16 protein-coding genes are annotated in these 16,224 nt (G+C 72.0%); 7 read left to right on the top strand and 9 right to left on the bottom strand.

Annotated features, from left to right (window positions below; all coding sequences use genetic code 11):
- Positions 1-30 precede the first annotated feature (30 nt).
- From C503_RS0133450 to C503_RS0133440, 3 genes are all read left to right on the top strand, one after another.
- A complete protein-coding gene (locus C503_RS0133450) occupies positions 31-510 on the top strand; it encodes an Lrp/AsnC family transcriptional regulator (protein WP_018686589.1) in 480 nt (159 codons plus the stop codon).
- 83 nt (positions 511-593) lie between these two features.
- Positions 594-1,145: a hypothetical protein gene (locus C503_RS0133445; protein ID WP_018686588.1), complete on the top strand. Its 552-nt coding sequence runs from the start codon at positions 594-596 to the stop codon at positions 1,143-1,145.
- A 29-nt stretch (positions 1,146-1,174) separates the two neighbouring features.
- Positions 1,175-1,909, top strand: a complete 735-nt coding sequence (locus C503_RS0133440; protein ID WP_018686587.1) for a maleylpyruvate isomerase family mycothiol-dependent enzyme — start codon at positions 1,175-1,177, stop codon at positions 1,907-1,909.
- 109 nt (positions 1,910-2,018) lie between these two features.
- Here C503_RS0133440 and C503_RS0133435 read toward each other — a convergent pair whose 3' ends face one another.
- The 4 genes from C503_RS0133435 to C503_RS0133420 are packed head-to-tail and all read right to left on the bottom strand — an operon-like array spanning position 2,019 to position 4,642.
- Complete coding sequence (locus tag C503_RS0133435) at positions 2,019-3,377, bottom strand: HAMP domain-containing sensor histidine kinase (protein ID WP_018686586.1); 1,359 nt, start codon at positions 3,375-3,377, stop codon at positions 2,019-2,021.
- Positions 3,374-4,057, bottom strand: coding sequence for a response regulator transcription factor (locus C503_RS0133430; protein WP_018686585.1), 684 nt, complete (start codon positions 4,055-4,057; stop codon positions 3,374-3,376). Before C503_RS0133430 ends, C503_RS0133435 begins: the two co-directional genes overlap by 4 nt.
- Positions 4,058-4,073: 16 nt before the next feature.
- Positions 4,074-4,262: a hypothetical protein gene (locus tag C503_RS0133425; protein WP_018686584.1), complete on the bottom strand. Its 189-nt coding sequence runs from the start codon at positions 4,260-4,262 to the stop codon at positions 4,074-4,076.
- Positions 4,259-4,642: a hypothetical protein gene (locus C503_RS0133420; RefSeq protein WP_018686583.1), complete on the bottom strand. Its 384-nt coding sequence runs from the start codon at positions 4,640-4,642 to the stop codon at positions 4,259-4,261. Before C503_RS0133420 ends, C503_RS0133425 begins: the two co-directional genes overlap by 4 nt.
- A 135-nt stretch (positions 4,643-4,777) precedes the next feature.
- Between C503_RS0133420 and C503_RS41850 the strand changes: the two genes are divergently transcribed.
- On the top strand, positions 4,778-6,004 hold the full coding sequence (locus C503_RS41850) for an MFS transporter (RefSeq protein ID WP_018686582.1): 1,227 nt from the start codon (positions 4,778-4,780) through the stop codon (positions 6,002-6,004).
- Here C503_RS41850 and C503_RS43875 read toward each other — a convergent pair.
- Together C503_RS43875 and C503_RS0133405 are read right to left on the bottom strand one after the other, a co-directional pair.
- Positions 5,894-6,499 (bottom strand): DUF5134 domain-containing protein, encoded by a 606-nt coding sequence (locus C503_RS43875; RefSeq protein WP_018686581.1) that lies wholly within the window; start codon positions 6,497-6,499, stop codon positions 5,894-5,896. The two genes, C503_RS41850 and C503_RS43875, sit on opposite strands and share 111 nt — an antisense overlap.
- Positions 6,500-6,507: 8 nt before the next feature.
- Entirely contained in the window at positions 6,508-6,726 is a 219-nt protein-coding gene (locus C503_RS0133405) for a hypothetical protein (RefSeq protein WP_018686580.1), read from the bottom strand.
- 194 nt (positions 6,727-6,920) lie between these two features.
- Here C503_RS0133405 and C503_RS0133400 point away from each other — a divergent pair, with 194 nt between their 5' ends.
- From C503_RS0133400 to C503_RS0133390, 3 genes are all read left to right on the top strand, one after another.
- Entirely contained in the window at positions 6,921-8,264 is a 1,344-nt protein-coding gene (locus tag C503_RS0133400; RefSeq protein ID WP_018686579.1) for a hypothetical protein, read from the top strand.
- Positions 8,261-9,250: a glutamate ABC transporter substrate-binding protein gene (locus C503_RS0133395; protein WP_018686578.1), complete on the top strand. Its 990-nt coding sequence runs from the start codon at positions 8,261-8,263 to the stop codon at positions 9,248-9,250. Before C503_RS0133400 ends, C503_RS0133395 begins: the two co-directional genes overlap by 4 nt.
- Before the next feature lie 1,299 nt (positions 9,251-10,549).
- Positions 10,550-12,928: a serine/threonine-protein kinase gene (locus C503_RS0133390; protein ID WP_018686577.1), complete on the top strand. Its 2,379-nt coding sequence runs from the start codon at positions 10,550-10,552 to the stop codon at positions 12,926-12,928.
- Positions 12,929-12,947: 19 nt separating this feature from the next.
- Here C503_RS0133390 and C503_RS0133385 read toward each other — a convergent pair whose 3' ends face one another.
- The 3 genes from C503_RS0133385 to C503_RS41840 are packed head-to-tail and all read right to left on the bottom strand — an operon-like array spanning position 12,948 to position 16,123.
- Positions 12,948-14,144 (bottom strand): metallophosphoesterase, encoded by a 1,197-nt coding sequence (locus C503_RS0133385; RefSeq protein ID WP_018686576.1) that lies wholly within the window; start codon positions 14,142-14,144, stop codon positions 12,948-12,950.
- 27 nt (positions 14,145-14,171) lie between these two features.
- Positions 14,172-14,747, bottom strand: coding sequence for a PaaI family thioesterase (locus tag C503_RS0133380; RefSeq protein ID WP_026316955.1), 576 nt, complete (start codon positions 14,745-14,747; stop codon positions 14,172-14,174).
- A 23-nt stretch (positions 14,748-14,770) separates the two neighbouring features.
- Positions 14,771-16,123: an MFS transporter gene (locus tag C503_RS41840; RefSeq protein ID WP_245572647.1), complete on the bottom strand. Its 1,353-nt coding sequence runs from the start codon at positions 16,121-16,123 to the stop codon at positions 14,771-14,773.
- Between the last annotated feature and the right edge of the window lie 101 nt (positions 16,124-16,224).

Below are 16,224 nucleotides of genomic sequence, written 5' to 3'. Positions count from 1 at the left end.
ACCGTACCTGTCCGGGGGAGGCTGCGCGTTGTGGGCATAGTCAACCGGCTCGACCTGCGTATCCTGCGCGAACTGGTCGCCACCCCACGGATCGGCATCACCGAGCTGGCCGAACGGCTGGGCATCGCGCGCAACACCGCGCACGCCCGGGTCGGCAGGCTGGAGCGGCACGGTGTGGTCGCCGGGCGCGGGCGGGCGGTGGACCAGGCGGCGATCGGCGTGGAGGTGACCGCGTTCGTCACCGTGCAGGTCGCCCAGGGCAGGCTCGCCTCGGCCGTCGAGGACCTGACCGCGGTGCCCTTCGTACTGGAGGCGCACGGCATCGCGGGCGACGGGGACCTGCTGGTCCGGGTGGTCGCGCGGAACACCAGGCACCTGCACGAGGTGATCAACTCGGTGCTGTCCTGCCGGGGCGTCATCCGCAGCACCACCGCGGTCGCGATGACCGAGCAGGTGCCGTTCCGGATCGGCCCGCTGCTGGCCGCGGTGGAGCACGACCTGGAACCCTGACGTCCACAGTGGAATATCCGGGGAACCGCTGTTTTCCCGGCCTGCCGTGGAGTACCTTGCGACCCCTGGTGGAAGGGGGTTCCTTGGACCGTTTGCTGGTCGCCACGTTCGGGTTTCCCGCAGTGGTTTTCACGTTTCTGCTCGTGGTCGTACTTGGCTACTGGGTGTTGGTCGCGCTTGGAGTGTCCGATGTGGACGCCGTGGGCGCGGCGGACCCGGAGGCGTTCGGGCTGGGGCGGGTCCCGCTGAGCGTGGCACTGTCGGTCGCCACGGCGCTGGCGTGGACGGTGTGCCTGGCGGGGGACGTGCTGTTCGGGGACAACAGCCCGTCGCCCGCGCTGCCCGGGGTGGTGCTCCTGGTGGTGGCGCTGCTGGTCGCGTCGATCGGGACGCGGCTGTCGATCGGACTGTTGTCCAGGTTGTTCCCCGAGTCGCCGGACCTGACGGGACGGCCGTGCGTGGTGCGGACCGGACGGGTGGACCGGTCGTTCGGGGAGGCAGAGGTCGACATGGACGGGACGCATGTGGTGGTGCAGGTCCGCCAGGAGGGCGACCGGCCGCTTCGGGCCGGGAGCGCGGCCGTGGTCGGTGACTACGACCGGGTGGGACGGTTCTTCTGGATAACCGCGCGCTGAATGTCGGTGCCGCGTGGTTGGGTTCGGCCATGGTCGCTTACCTCGAACACCTCGCCGCCGAGTCCGGCAGGCTCCGCGCCGCTGCCGCTGGGGCATTGGACGAGCAGGTGCCGACCTGCCCTGGGTGGACTGGTGCTGATCTGTTGCTGCACGTGGCCGAGGTGTACCTGCACAAGGCCCGGACGATGGCGGCCGGGGAGTGGCCGCAGCCGTGGCCACCGGACTTCACCGGGGCGGACCCGGTGGAGACGTTCGATGCCGCCTACGCGGAACTGATCGGGCAACTTGAACCGCGACCGTTCGCCGACTCCACGCTGACCTGGTACCCGGCCGACCAGACGGTGGGCTTCTGGGCGCGGCGGATGGCGCAGGAGGCGGTGATCCACCGGATCGACGCGGAGTCGGCGGCCGGGCTGCCGTCGGCGGAGATTCCGGTGGAGTTGGCACTGGACGGGGTGGACGAGGTGCTGACGTGCTTCCTGTCCTTCGCCTCCACTGCCTTCCCGCAGGCGTTCTCGGGGGCTTTGGACGGCTTGGACGGGCGGGTCGTGCGGGTGGAGGCGGGGCCTTCGTCCTGGTACGTGACATTGTCGCCGACGATCACGGTGTCGGCAGGCGGGACGTCGGACGCGGTGGTTCGGGGGGAGCCCGGGGACGTGCTGCGGTGGTTGTGGCGGCGGGCGGATGACTCGGTGGTCGCCATCGATGGGGATGCTGAGCTGGTCCACACCCTGTACGGGCTGCTGAAGACGGCGACGCAGTAGGTCAGAGGCCGACGGACCAACGTCCGTTTGCGCAACAGGTCGCGAGCGATCAATTCGATGAGGTCGGTCGGGGATGGCTGGTCGTGCTGCGTGCTGAGGTGCAGCGTTTTCACCCTTGTCCCGCGGGTAGCCGGACCGTGAAGGCGGCGCCGCCCTCGGGGGCCGGGCCCGCGGTGATGGTGCCGTTCATGCGGGTGACCAGGCCGTGGACCAGCGCCAGCCCGATGCCGATGCCGACCGGCCGCTGACCCGCGTACCGGGCGTTGAGCAGGCCGCGTTCGAAGGCGATCTTGTACTCCTCCGGCGCCAACCCCGGCCCCCCATCCCGCACCTGCAACACCGCCGCACCACCCTGGGCCGACGCGGACAGCACCAACGGACGCCCAGTCGGAGTCACCCGCAAAGCGTTCTCCAGCAGGCCATCCACCACCTGACGCAACCGTCGGGGGTCGGCCAGGGTCATGACGGGGCCGGGTGGGGCCTCAAGTGCGAAGCGGACGCCTGCGGCTGTGCAGCGGTTCGACCAGACCTGGGCGCAGTCGTGGGTCAGGGCGACCACGTCGGTGGGGATCAGGTCGAGGCGGAAGTCGTCGGCGCCCAGGCGGGCCAGGTCGAGTAGATCCGTGACCAGGCGGTCGAGGCGGTCGGCTTCCTGCTCGATGGTGCGGCCCGCGGCGGGGACGGCGTCGGCGGTGAGGACGCCGTCGGCCAGGGACTCGGCGAAGCCCTTGACGGCGGTCAGCGGGGTGCGCAGCTCGTGCGAGACCGACAGCAGGAAGTCGCGTTGGCGGGACTCGCTGCGGTGTAGGGCGTCGGACAGGTCGTTCACCGCGGTCGCGACCTCGGCCACCTCGCGCGGGCCGGTCACCGGGGCGCGTAGGTCGCGGCGGCCGTGGGTCATCGAGTAGGCGACCGTGGCGGTGCGGCGCAGCGGGCGGGAGAGCAGGCGGGCGAGGAACCAGCCCGCGATGGCCGCGATCAGCAGGCCGATGCCGAGTGCCAGGACGATGTTGCCGATCAGCTTGCGGCCGATCCCCTTGGCCGTCTCCGACTCGCGGACCAGGGCGATCGCGCCGCGTTCGTCGGCCGGGCGGAGTTCCACCAGCAGCGTGCGGTCGCCGACCGTGACCACCTTGTGTGCGGGGGCGGTGACGTCCAGCAGGCCTGCCTGCCGGGCCGCTCGCTCCGCCGTCGCGTCTCCGGTGACGACCGTGCCGTTGGGGCGGGCGACGACGACCGCGACGCCCTGGCCGTGCAGGACCTCGATCATCCGGCGCAGGCCCAGGCGGGCGTCGGCGAACTGGCCCGCGAACACATCGGCCTGGTCGGAGAGGGTTTGCTGGGTGACCTGGCGGGCCGTTGTGACCACCAGCCTGGCCGAAACGACACCGCCGACCACCGCGACCAATCCGGCCACCGCCAGGCACAGGGCGGTGACGCGGACGGCCAGCGACGGGCGGCGGTTCACGTCCGGTCCGCCGCGTAGCCGACGCCCCGGACTGTCCTAATCGGACTTGACGGGCCGAGTTTCGCGCGCAGCTGGGCGATGTGCACGTCCACGGTCCTGGTGCCTGCCGCCGCCTCGTAGCCCCACACTGCGCTCAGCAGCTGCGCCCGGTCGAAAACCTGGCCGGGGCGCCGCATCAGACAGGCAAGCAGGTCGAACTCCGTCGAGGTCAACGACACCTCGTCGGGTCCGGCCCAGACCCGACGCTGGCCCAGATCGAGGCGGATGCCCCCCGCCCGCAGGACCTCGCTCGGGCCTGGGCCGTTCGCCCGCCGCAGGACTGTGCGGACGCGGGCAACCAGTTCGCGTGGGCTGAACGGCTTGGTGATGTAGTCGTCCGCGCCCAGCTCCAGGCCCAGGATCCGGTCGATCTCGTCGTCCCGGGCCGTCACGAACAGCACCGGCGTCCAGTCGTCGGCGGCGCGCATGCGGCGGCAGACCTCGGTGCCGTCCAGCAGCGGCAGCCCGATGTCCAGCACCACCGCCACCGGCCGCACCCGCCGCAGCGCCGCGAGGGCGGCCTGCCCGTCGGTCTCGACGTGCACGCCGAAGCCCTCGCGGCGCAGGTACAGGGTGACCAGCTCGGCGATGGCGCGGTCGTCCTCGGCCAGGAGCACCAGGCCGCGGTCCGCGGAGGTCATGCGCGCACGGTACCCGTCACCGGTCCCCGTCCACCTCCGACTCCACGTTGTCCAGAGTGGACTCGATCTGGCCGATCTCCTGCTCCACCGACGCGCCGCCCCCCGACGAAGGGGACTCGCTGGTACCACTGCCCTGACAGGCGGCGGTACCGGCGAGGCACCCCAGGAGCAGCGCGGCGATGGCGAACGAGCGGATCCGGGTCACTTCGACCCGCAGTACTTGGTCTTGAAGTCCTCGGCCCGCTGCTTCGCCTTGTTCAGCTGGTCGATCCGGCCCGCGCGCCGATCGGCACGCTCCTGCAGCAGGTTCGCGCTCGCCTCCCGGCCTGCCGCGCGCTCCTTGTCGGCGCGTGCCTTCAACCAGGCGCTGGAGCCCTTGACCTCGGCGCCGCCGTTGATCCGGGTGACCAGGCGGTCCACCCTGGCCTCGATCTTGGGGATGCGCTGGTCGCAGATCTTGCCCACCTGCTCCGGGCTGAGCGTGATGGTGACCGGGGTGCTCGGGGCGGCGGCCGCGACCCCGGCACCGATCACCCCCATGCCCGTCACCAGGGCACCGACGATCAACGCCGACCTGGCTCGCATGTGGATCCTCCCTCTGTCTCGGATGCTTACCGGGTCAACCTTGGCGGGTCGGGGTAAAAGCCCGGCCAGGACAACGTTCGGGTTGTGTAAGCCGGTCGTTGACTTGAACGTGAAATGGATTTGATACTGGCCGGTATGTCTTCGTCGAGCCGCTGGCCGGTGGTCGCCGCGTTCGCCGCGCTTGGCGTGTCGACGCAGGTCTGCTGGCTGACGTACACCGCCATCACCACCGCGACCGCGCAGCATTTCGGCGTCGACGAGCAGGCCGTCGGCTGGCTCGCGAACCTGTTCCCGCTGCTGTTCGTGGCGCTGGCCGTGCCGACCGGGCTGGCGCTGGACCGGTGGCAGCGCCCGACGCTGGCCGTCGGCGCGCTGCTGATCGCGGTCGGCGCGGCGATCCGGCTGGTCGACGACGCCTACTGGGCCGCACTGGTCGGCCAGACGCTGGCCGCCGTCGCGCAGCCGATCCTGGCCAACGCCATCACCCGGATCGCGGCCACCTACCTCGACCCGGCCGACCGGCCGTTGGGCATCGCCGTCGGCGCGGGTGCCACCTACCTGGGCATGATCGCCGCGACCGCGATCGGCACCGTCGCCGGGGACGTGCGCACGGTCGTGGCGATCGGCACCGGGATCTCGGTGGTCACCGCCATCGCCGCACTGCTCGCGCTGCGCGTACGACCGCCGCACCGGCATGACGGCACGGCGCTGCCGACCGTGCGCGAGGTGTGGCGGCTGCCCGGCGTGCCGGTGCTGTCCGGGATCGTGTTCCTCGGCATGGGGATCTTCGTCGCGCTGGCCACCTGGCTGGAGCCACTGCTCGCCCCGGCGGGCCTGACCGCCGACACCACCGGACTGTTGCTGCTGGTCATGCTGGTCGCCGGGGTGGTCGGCTCGATCATCGTGCCGCCGCTGGCGGTGCGCCGGGGCTGGGAGTTCGGGGCGCTGCGGCTCACCGGCGTGGTCACCGCGCTGGCCTGTCTGCTGCTCGGCTTCCTGCCGCTGGCCACCGGGTTCGTGGCGAGCGTGCCCATCGGGTTCATGCTGCTCTCGGCTTTGCCGGTCGCGCTGGCCTGGGTCGAACGTGACGACTCACCGGCCGCGGGCCCGATCACCTCGTTGATCTGGATGACCGGCAACGCGGGCGGCGTCGTGGTCTCGTTCGTCGCGGGCTACCTGCTGCCCGCGCCCGCGCTCGCGTTCACGCTGTTCGCCGCGCTCGGCCTCGGCGCGGCCTGGCTGGGCACCCGGCTACAGCGTGACCAGGAGCAGGTAGCCGGTGCCGACGGCCATGACCAGCTGGCACAGCGCGGCGACCCGGCCATCGGCCAGGAGCCCGCCCCCGGAACCAGCCCGGCGTAGCACCATGCCCAGGCCCACCGCCTGCGCCGCGAAGAACGCCACGAACAACCAGCCCAGAACCGGCAGCGCGGCCTCGCCCGCGTGCGGCATCGTCCACGCCGCCGACATCGAGTGCGCGGAATGCGGCACGGCCGTCAGCATGTACAGCATCGCCAGCCCGGCCACGGCGTGCTGCCAGTCACCCCCGTGCCAGCCCGGCAGGTGCCCACCCCGCCCGCGGCCGAGCACGGCGGCACCCAGGAACCACGCCGTCACCACCGCGAACACCGTCTGCCAGCCCGCGGGCGGCAGCGGCCCGCCGACCGGCGAGCACATCACCGCCATGCCGAACGCCATCGCCACATGCGCCACGTCCGCCGCGCGCTGGCGGCCCGAGTAACCGGCCGGGACCGGGGTGCCGGGGCGGGCGGCGATGACGAGCCGGGCGACGCCGTACCCGGCGATCCCGAGGAACGCCGTGGTGAGCACCCACCCGAGCCATGCCGGACCCGCCACCGCGCTCGCTACCGGCTCGCCAGCAGTCCGTCGAGGACGCCGCCCTTGACATCGGCGACCAGGTCGGCGAGCTGGCCGAGGCTCAGCTGCACGCGCTGCCCGAAGTCGTCGGTGATGACCACCCGGCGCTCCTCGGGCGCGTCCTGGTCGACCCACAGTTCCGGACAGCCGCAGTCGCACTGTCCGCAGAACGTGGCTATCCGCTGCATGCTGTGCTCACCGTTCATGCCCTCCACGGTCCCACCCGGGGTTGGGCGGAACCAGACAGCAACCAGGCGACTACACCGCGCACAAGTGGGACAGTGCTGGTGACCGGCTGTGTCGGACATGGTGGCTCGGGCGAAAGTACTCCACTAAGTTCAGGTCCGACCAGGCGGCAGCGGGGGAAGGCGGGCGGGTAAGTGCGGTTGGGTGGGACCCCGTGGTGACGGCCGCGCCGCGGCCGCGGACCGGTCCGGGCACGGACCGGGGGGAGACGAGCTCGGTGACCAGGGTGGCCCGGTCGACGACCACCACCCCGGGCCGACTGACGATCATGGCGGTGGCGCTGCTGGTGGTCACCGCGGTCACCGGCATCGTCGCCGCGCTGACCCTGCAGGCCAAGCAGGACACCCTGGACGACCTGGTCGAGCACCGCGAGCCGCTGGCCGCGGCCGCGCAGCAGATCTTCCGCTCGCTCTCCGACGCGGACGCCACCGCGGCCAGCGCGTTCCTGTCCGGCGGCGTCGAGCCGCAGGCCCTGCGCGACCGCTACGAGCTCGACCTGGCCCAGGCGGGCGCCGCGCTGGGCAAGGCGTCCTCCGACGTCGGCGGCGACAGCCTGGCTGGCGACCAGGTGGCCATCCTGTCCCAGCAGCTGCCGGTCTACTCGGGCCTGGTGGAGACCGCGCGGGCCAACAACCGGCAGGGCTTCCCGGCGGGCGCGGCCTACCTGCGCGAGGCGTCCACGCTGATGCGCGCCAAGCTGCTGCCCGCCGCGGAGAAGCTGTACGAGATCGACTACGACCGGTTGCAGGCCGAGCAGGAGGACGCGCGGTCGATACCGTGGGCGGCGATCGTGCTGTTCGTGGTGCTCGCCGCGGCGCTCGTGCTGACCCAGCGCTACCTGACCCGCAAGACCAACCGGCTGCTCAACATCGGCCTGGTCACCGCCTCGGCCGCGCTGGTCGTCGCGCTGGTCTGGAGCTCGGCCGCGCTGCTGGTCATGTCGGCGCACGTCGGCGACGCCGAACGCAACGGCTCCCAGCAGGTCGACGTGCTGGTCCGGGCCAGGATCAACGCGCTCAAGGCCCGCGCCGACGAGACCCTCACCCTGGTCGCCCGCGGCGACGGCCCCGGCTACGAGCAGGAGTGGAAGCAGCTGTCCACCACGCTCGTCGGCGACGGCCCGGACAACCTGCTCCGCCAGGCCAAGGCCCTGGCCGCCGGTGGCGCGACCGCCGACCAGCTGCAACAGGCGGTGGACAACGCCGCCGCCTGGGTCGCCGCGCACCGCAAGATCCGCGAGCTGGACGACGGCGGCCAGTACGAGGACGCGGTCAAGGCCGCCATCGGCGACGCCCCGGACAGCGCCGCCACCGCGTTCGCCAAGCTGGACCAGAACATGATCGCCGCGCTGAACGCGGGCCGGACCGAGTTCTTCACCCAGACCAGCGGCGCGGGCAAGGCGCTCACCGGACTGGTGCCCGGGGTGGCCGTGCTGGCCCTGATCGCCGCCGCGGGCATCACCCTCGGCATCCGGGAACGACTGCGGGAGTACCGATGAGCCACCGTCGGAAGTGGCGCCTGGCCGGGCTGCTCGCGGCCGCGGCCGCCCTGTGCACGGCCTGCTCGGCCACCGGCTCCCCGGTCGACCTGGCCACCGTGACCTCGGTCGAACGGCCGCAGCCCGCGGGCGTCGAGGTCAACCCGGGCAGCAGCACCGGCACCGCGGCCCCGGTGCCGCCGTGCGACCCCAACGCCAGCCTGCGCCCCGGGCCGCTGCCGCCCGCGGGCCAGATGCCCGCCGGGTCCACCATGAAGGCCATCCAGGACCGGGGCAGGCTCATCGCGGGCGTCGACCAGAACACGTTCCTGTTCGGCTTCCGCAACCCGACCAGCAACGCCCTGGAGGGCTTCGACATCGACCGGGTCCGGGAGATCGCGGAGGCCATCTTCGGCGACCCGAACAAGGTGCAGTACAAGGTGATCACCTCGGCGGAGCGCATCGACGCGCTGAAGAAGGGCGAGGTCGACATCGTGGTCCGCACCATGACGGCCACCTGCGCGCGCTGGGTAGACATCAACTTCTCGGCCACCTACTACGTCGCCGGGCAGCGGATCGTGGTCGACCGCGCGTCCCAGATCACCGGCGTTGACCAGCTCGGCGGCAAGCGGGTGTGCGCGGCGAAGGGCTCGACCTCGATCATGAAGCTGCGCGAGTCGCCCGCGCCGCCCGAGGTGGTCGCGGTGGACAACTGGTCGGACTGCCTGGTGATGCTCCAGCAGGGCCAGGTCGTCGCGGTGTCCACCGACGACACGATCCTGGCGGGCATGGTCGCCCAGGACCCCAACGTGAAACTGGTCGGCCCGCGGTTCACCGAGGAGCCGTACGGCATCGGCATCCCCAAGCAGAGCGAGGACATGGTGCGGTTCGTCAACGGCGTACTCGAACGCTCCATCGCGAGCGGCACCTGGACGGCCAGCTACAACCGCTGGCTCGGCCAGGCAACCGAGCCCGCCGCACCACCCGCGCCCCGGTACCGGGATTGAGGTGGCGTGATGACGCACTGGACCCCACCGGGGGAGAACCCCGCCGAGCCCGATCCGGACGAGCGCTTCCCACCCAAGCCCGCGCGCTGGAACTTCGACTCGCCCCCGCCGCCGGTGTCCGAGGAGTCCATCTCGGAGGCCGCGGCCGTGGAGTCCACATCGGACTCCCCCGGCCTGGCGTCGCGGCGGATGCCGGTGGTACCGGTGGAACCCGGTAAGCCGTCGCCGCACCCGCGCCCGGGTGGATCCGGCGGGCAGGCCGGACCGAGCGCGCAGGGTGGGCCTGGCGGCCAAAGCGGACTTGATGGGCCGGGCGGGCCCGGCGGTCCGCCGCCGTTCGCGCCGCAGTCGCCGTGGGCGCCGATGGCCAACGCGGGGCCGCCGCCGCAGACGCCACAGCCGGGCGGGCCGAACCCGGCCGGGCCACCGGCGGTCGATCAGGCACCGGGTGATCAGCCGGGGCAGGCCGGACAGCAAAGCCCGGTCGAGTCCGGCGGGCAGCCGGGTCCGGTCGAACCACAGCAAGGGCCCGCCGTGCAACAGAACCCGCCCACGCAGCAGATGAAGCCGCGGGGACGGCACGCGGTACAGACTGGGCAGTTCCCCCCGGTACAGGCTCCACCGGCAGGCGGCAGGCAGTCCAGTGGACCGCACCCGCTGCCACCGGGAACAGGTCAGTTCCCGGCGCCACCGCGCCCAGGTCTGAACAGCGGACCGCACACGAACCCACCAGGTCAGTTCCCCGCTCCTGGGCAGTTGGCACCACCCCAGGGAGCTGGTCGACCGGGTCAGCCCCAGGGCGCTCCCGGTACTGGTCGACCGCAGGGAACCGGGCAGTTCTCGCTGCCGCAGGGTCCCGGTCAGTCCTCGCAAGGTGGCAGGCCCTTCGCGCCTACGGCGACCGGTAGCCTCCCGCTGCCGCAGACGACTCAACTGCCTCCGCCGCAAGGTGCCCAGCCGTTCACGCCCACCGCGACGGGGAGCCACCCCGTACCGCCGGGTACGACCCAGATGCCCGCGCCGATGGGACATCCGCAGGGCACCGGGCAGCATCCGGTGCCGCAGCCCACGGCGCCGCAAGGGACGGGGCAGTTCCCCATGCCGCCGCCCGGGACCGGGCCGAATCGGCGGCCGGGGCCGCCGCAGTCGCAGACCGGTGGGTTCGCGCCGCCGCGGCCGTTCCCCGGTGCGCCACAACCGAACGCACCACAACCAAATACACCGCAACCGAGTGCGCCACAGCAGAACGCGCCACAGCAGAACGCGCCGCGGACCGGGCCGACGCAGTCGAATCCCGGGATGGTCCCGTTCGGACAGGGCGAGCGGCCGCGGCCGTTCCCGCCGAGCCCGGTGCCACGGGACGAGGGCACGATGCGGATCGCGCCGGTCGAGTACCCGCCGGTGGCGCCGCGGCAGCCCGGGGTGCTGCCGGATACCGCGCTGTCCGAGGACGATCCGCAGCCCACCAGCGTGCTCAACGAGACCACGCTGACCCAGAGCATCGTGCCGCCGCAGCCCGAGGATGGCGAGCCGGAGACGCAGCTGGTCAGCCGGACCGACAGCGGGCCGGGCACCGGTTCCGGCGCGTTCCCCGGCACCGGCAGGCGGACCGGGTCGCGGGCCTCCGGGCGGGGCAGGCTCGGCGCCGGGCTGGTCGAGGTGCCGGTCGTGCCGGTCAAGGACCCGGCCAGCGCGGTACTGGACGACCCGGTCGTCGCGGAGAACAAGCGGTTCTGCAACAACTGCGGGGCCGAGGTCGGCCGCGGCGTGGACGGCGAGCCGGGCGAGGCCGAGGGCGAGTGCCCGAGCTGCGGGCAGGAGTTCAACTTCCGGCCGCGGCTGTTCCGCGGCGACCTGGTCGGCGGCCAGTACGAGGTGCTCGGCAGCATCGCCTACGGCGGTCTCGGCTGGATCTACCTGGCCAAGGACCACAACGTCAGCGATCGCTGGGTGGTGCTCAAGGGCATGATCGACACCGGCGACGCCACCTCGATGGCCTCGGTGGTGGCCGAGCGGCGGTTCCTGGCCGAGGTCGAGCACCCGAACGTGGTCAAGATCTACAACTTCGTGCAGCACCCGGACCCGAAGACCGGCTCGCTGGTCGGCTACATCGTGATGGAGTACGTCGGCGGCCAGTCGCTGCGGCAGCTGGCGCTGGAGCACCACCGCGAGGCCGGGCGGGCGGAGCCGCTGCCGATCGGGCAGGTGATCGCCTACGGGCTGGAGATCCTGCCCGCGATCGGCTACCTGCACAGCGTCGACATGCTCTACTGCGACCTCAAGCCGGACAACGTGATCCAGGCGGGCGAGCAGCTCAAGCTGATCGACCTGGGCGCGGTCCGCAAGCTGGACGACTACGAGAGCCCGCTGTTCTTCACCGCCGGGTACGCCGCCCCCGAGCTGGCCACCGAGGGCGCCACGGTCGCCTCCGACATCTACACCGTCGGCCGCACCCTGGCCGTGCTGTCCATCGAGTTCGCCGGCTACACCACCCGCTACAAGCACACCCTGCCCGGCCCGGACGCCGAGCCGCTGTTCGCGCTGTTCGGCAGCTACTACCGCACCCTCAAGCGGGCGACGCACGCCGACCCGGCGCGTCGGTTCGCCTCCGCGGAGGAGATGGCCGACCAGCTCACCGGCGTGCTGCGCGAGGTCATGGCGCTGGGCACGAACCGGCCAAGGCCGGGCATCTCCACCGTGTTCGGCCCGGAGACCCGCACGTTCGGCGCGGGCCTGGTGGTGTCCGACTCGCTGCCCACCCCGGACCCGGCCGAGGTCGCCTCGGTGCTGCCGCTGCCGCTGGTGGACACCGACGACCACGCCGCCGCCGCGCTGGCCAGCATCACCGCCACCGAACCGGCCGAGCTGGTGGCCGCCCTGGCCGCCGCCCCGCAGGACTCCATCGAGGTCCGGCTGCGGCTGGTGAAGGCCAGGATGGAACAGGGCGACCTGCGCGCGGCGGGCGCCGAGCTGGAGGCCGCGCGCAGGCTGGCCGCCAACCCGGCGGACTGGCGCCCGGAGTGGTTCCACGGCCTGCTAGCGCTGGCCAACCGCGCCCCGCGGATCGCCCGTGAGGCCTTCGACCGGGTCTACGAGGCGGTCCCCGGCGAGATCGGCCCCAAACTGGCCCTGGCGGTCAGCCACGAACTGTCCGGCGACCACTTCGCCGCCGCCCGCTTCTACGAACTGGTCTGGCGCACCGACCACTCCTACGTGAGTGCCGCGTTCGGCCTGGCCAGGGTGTACCTGGCCCAGGGCGCGCGGGCGGGGGCGATCGAGGTGCTGGAAGCGGTGCCGGACACCTCCAGCCACCACGTGTCCGCCCAGGTCGCCGCGATCAAGGTCAAGGCGCGGGCACACGAGGTCGAACGGGTCGTCGAACAGGAGCTGCACGACGCGGCCAAGCGGCTGGAACGGCTCGCCCTGGACGCGGAACGGCGCACGCAGCTGTCGGCGGAGGTACTGGAGGCCGCGTACGGCTGGGTCAAGGCGGGCAAGCCGGGCGCGAACCCGACCCACCCGCAGCGGACCGTGCTGGGCTGCGAGCTGTCGGAACGGGAACTGCGCTTCGGGCTGGAGCGCTGCTACCGAGCCCTGGCACGGCTGGCGAGCACACCGGAACAGCGGCATGCGTTGGTGGACAAGGCGAACGCCATCCGCCCCCGCACCCTGACCTGACGTGCCGACGGAACCAGCCTCAGCCGCCCTGGCTCAGTTCCACCACGGTGATGTCCGGTGCGGCGCCGACGCGGACCGGTGGGCCCCAGGAGCCCGCGCCGTTGGTGACATAGAGCCAGGTCTTGTCCACTTTGGATAATCCGGAGACGGCAGGCTGGGCGAGGCGGACGACCGCGTGGAAGGGCCAGAGTTGGCCGCCGTGGGTGTGGCCGGAGAGCTGGAGGTCGACGTCCCGGGTGGCGGCCTGGCGGACCTGGACCGGTTGGTGGGCAAGGAGAACAGTGGGCTTGCCCGGGGAGCGGCCGTAGAGGGCGCGGTCCATGTCGGGGCCGTCACCGACGGACTTGCCGTTGAGGTCGGTGACGCCCGCGAGGGTGAAACCGTTGCCGTCACGGGTGATCACGGTGTGTTCGTTGTGCAGGTAGTGCAGGCCCCACCCCTCCAGCTCGGTCACCCACTGCTGGTAGCCGGAGTAGTACTCGTGATTGCCGGTGACGAAGTACGTGCCGAACGGGGAATGCAGGTCCCGCAACGGGGACGCCGCCTCGCCGAGCTCGGCGACGGTGCCGTCGGCGAGGTCGCCGACCATGGCGACCATGTCCGGCTGGGTCTCGTTGATGATGCGGACGATCCGCTCGGTGTGCGCGCGGCCGAGCAGCGGACCGAGGTGGATGTCGCTTACCACCGCGACGCGGAAGCCGTTCATCCCCGCGCCCAGGCCGTTCAACGGCACGCTGACCCGCTTGACCTGCGGCGGGCTCAACGCCGACACCAGGCCCGAACCGACGATGCCGGTGGATGCCGCGCCCGCCACCACCGCGGCCGCGCGTGAGAGGAACAGGCGCCGGTTCTGGTCCGGCGCGGTCCCGGTGGTCTGAACGTCGATGGGCTCGTCTTCCGTGGCCACGTCAGCCACCGCAGGTCCGCGCATCCACTTTCGCAGCGCCAGCCGGGGAAGCTCCAGGACCGCGAGGATCAGCAGCAGGTAGGAGAACAACGCCAGCCACAGGTACCCCGGCCACCCCAGGTACTCCGCGACCCGCACCCCCACCCGCGACGGCAGCACCAGCGCCGCCACCGACACCACGGCCATCGTCGCCAGCAGCACCGTGCCGACCCTGCGGCCGCGCCGGGTCCGGGTCGTGTCCCGCACCAGCCGCAGCCACAGGTACAGGTGCAGCGCCAGCACGCCGAGGCCGACCACGACCATGAACATGCCGTCAGCCTACGGAGTCCACAGTGGTCAGGGGTTCAGGTCCACCTGGCTCGTCAGCAGACCCGGGTCGGCGACCACGGCCCGCAGCTCCTCCTCGCGCCCGTGGTCGAGGAAGTGCTGGATGTCGACCAGCACGAACAGCGCCCGTGCGCGCACCGCCACCGGCCCGTCCTCGCCGAGGGTGCCGTCCGCGCTCACATAGATCTTGCGGCCCGCGACGCCGTCGACGCGGGCGTCGATGACCAGGGTGGTGCCGACCGGGACCGGCAGGACGAAGTCCGTCTCCAGCCGTCCGGTCACGGTCGGCTTGCGCAGCAGGTGTCCGACGGCGGTGCCGAGCGCCTCGTCGAAGGCGCAGGCCAGCAGGCCGCCGTGGGCCAAGCCGGGAGCGCCCTGATGGCCCTCGGTGACGGTGAACCGCGACCGGATCACCCCGCCCGCGCACGCCGACGCCCGCAGGTGCAGCCCGTTGGCCTGCTGGTCGCCGCAGCCGAAGCAGTAGGCGTAGTGCGGCGGCAGGTCGGTGCCGGGCGTGGGCGCGTCCGGGTGCGGCTGCGCGGCCTCGGTCTCCACCGGCGGCCACGGGGCGGTCGTACGGCTCATTACCGAAGAGTAACCGGGGTCGGTCACCCCAGCGCCGCCTCCGGCTGCTTCGTGCTTGAGGTCACCCCGCGCAGCGAGCGGCCCGCGGTCTCGGGCAGCAGGAAGATCGGCACCGCGGCGATCACCGCCGCCCCCATCAGGTAGTACGCCGGGATCAGCTGGTCGCCGGTGCCCTCCACCAGCTTGGTCACGAGGTACGGCGCGGTGCCCGCGAACAGGGCCGTGGACAGGTTGTAGCCGATCGCGAAGGAGCAGTAGCGGACCGCGGTGGGGAACATCGCGGGCAGCACGGACGGGATGGTGGCCAGCAGGAACGTCAGCAGCAGCGCGATCACCGCCAGCCCGATGGCCAGCGTGACCGTGTTCCCCTCGGCCATCAGCCGGAACGCCGGGATCGGCAGCACCAGGAAACCCAGGCAGGCCGCGTAGAGCAGCGGCTTGCGGCCGATCCGGTCGGTCAGCGCGCCCACCGGCGTGATCACCACCATCATCGCCGCGATCACCACCATGATGACCAGCAGCGGTGTGCGCCCGGTCAGGCCGAGCGTGTTCGTCAGGTACGACTCCATGTAGGTCAACATCACGTAGTCGGCGATGTTGAGCAGCACGATGTAGCCGATCAGGTGCAGGATCCCGCGCCACTGGGTGCGCAGGACCGTGCGCAGCGGCGAGGACTCCAACCGCTCCCGGCTCGCGGCCTCGCGGAACAGCGGAGTGTCCTCCAGTCGGGTCCGCAGGTAGAAGCCGATCAGGCCGAGCGGGCCCGCCACCAGGAACGGGATCCGCCAGCCCCAGTCGGCCATGGCCGCGTCGCCCAGCCCGATCGTGCAGACCGTGACCACCCCGGCCCCCAGCAGGAACCCGGTCAGGGTGCCGAACTCCAGCCAGCTGCCGAGGAAGCCGCGCCTGCGGTCCGGGGCGTACTCGGCGATGAACGTCGCCGCCCCGCCGTACTCGCCGCCCGCGGAGAACCCCTGGACCAGCCGGGCGAGCAGCACCAGGATGGGGGCGAGCCAGCCAACCGCCGCGAACGAGGGGAACAGTCCGATCGCGAACGTCGAGCCGGACATCAGGATGATCGTGGTGGCCAGTACCTTGCGCCTGCCCACCCGGTCGCCGAGCGGGCCGAAGACGAACCCGCCGAACGGGCGGGCGATGAACGCCACCGCCAGCACCGCGAAGGTGCCCAGCACGTTCTCGGTCGGGGTGGCCGCGTCGAAGAACACCGCGCCGAGGACCGCGGGCATGAACCCGAAGACCCCGAAGTCGTACCACTCGATGCAGTTGCCCATGGCCGATGCCGCCACCGCGCGGTGGACGGTGCGTTGCTCGGCCCGGTCTCGGTCATGGCCAGTCGAAGTCGCCGATTCACTCACTTGAGGAGGGTAACGTCGGTGATTTACCGTCGCTGATGAACGCGTTGTTGCTCAGGTGAGCGCGCGACGTGCCCAGTTGTGCACAAGCGCGGGGTAGGGCT

Origin of the sequence: Actinokineospora enzanensis DSM 44649, assembly GCF_000374445.1 — a bacterium.
In the GTDB taxonomy this organism is placed as follows: Bacteria; Actinomycetota; Actinomycetes; order Mycobacteriales; family Pseudonocardiaceae; genus Actinokineospora; species Actinokineospora enzanensis.
This window is presented reverse-complemented; position numbering and strand designations above follow the sequence as displayed.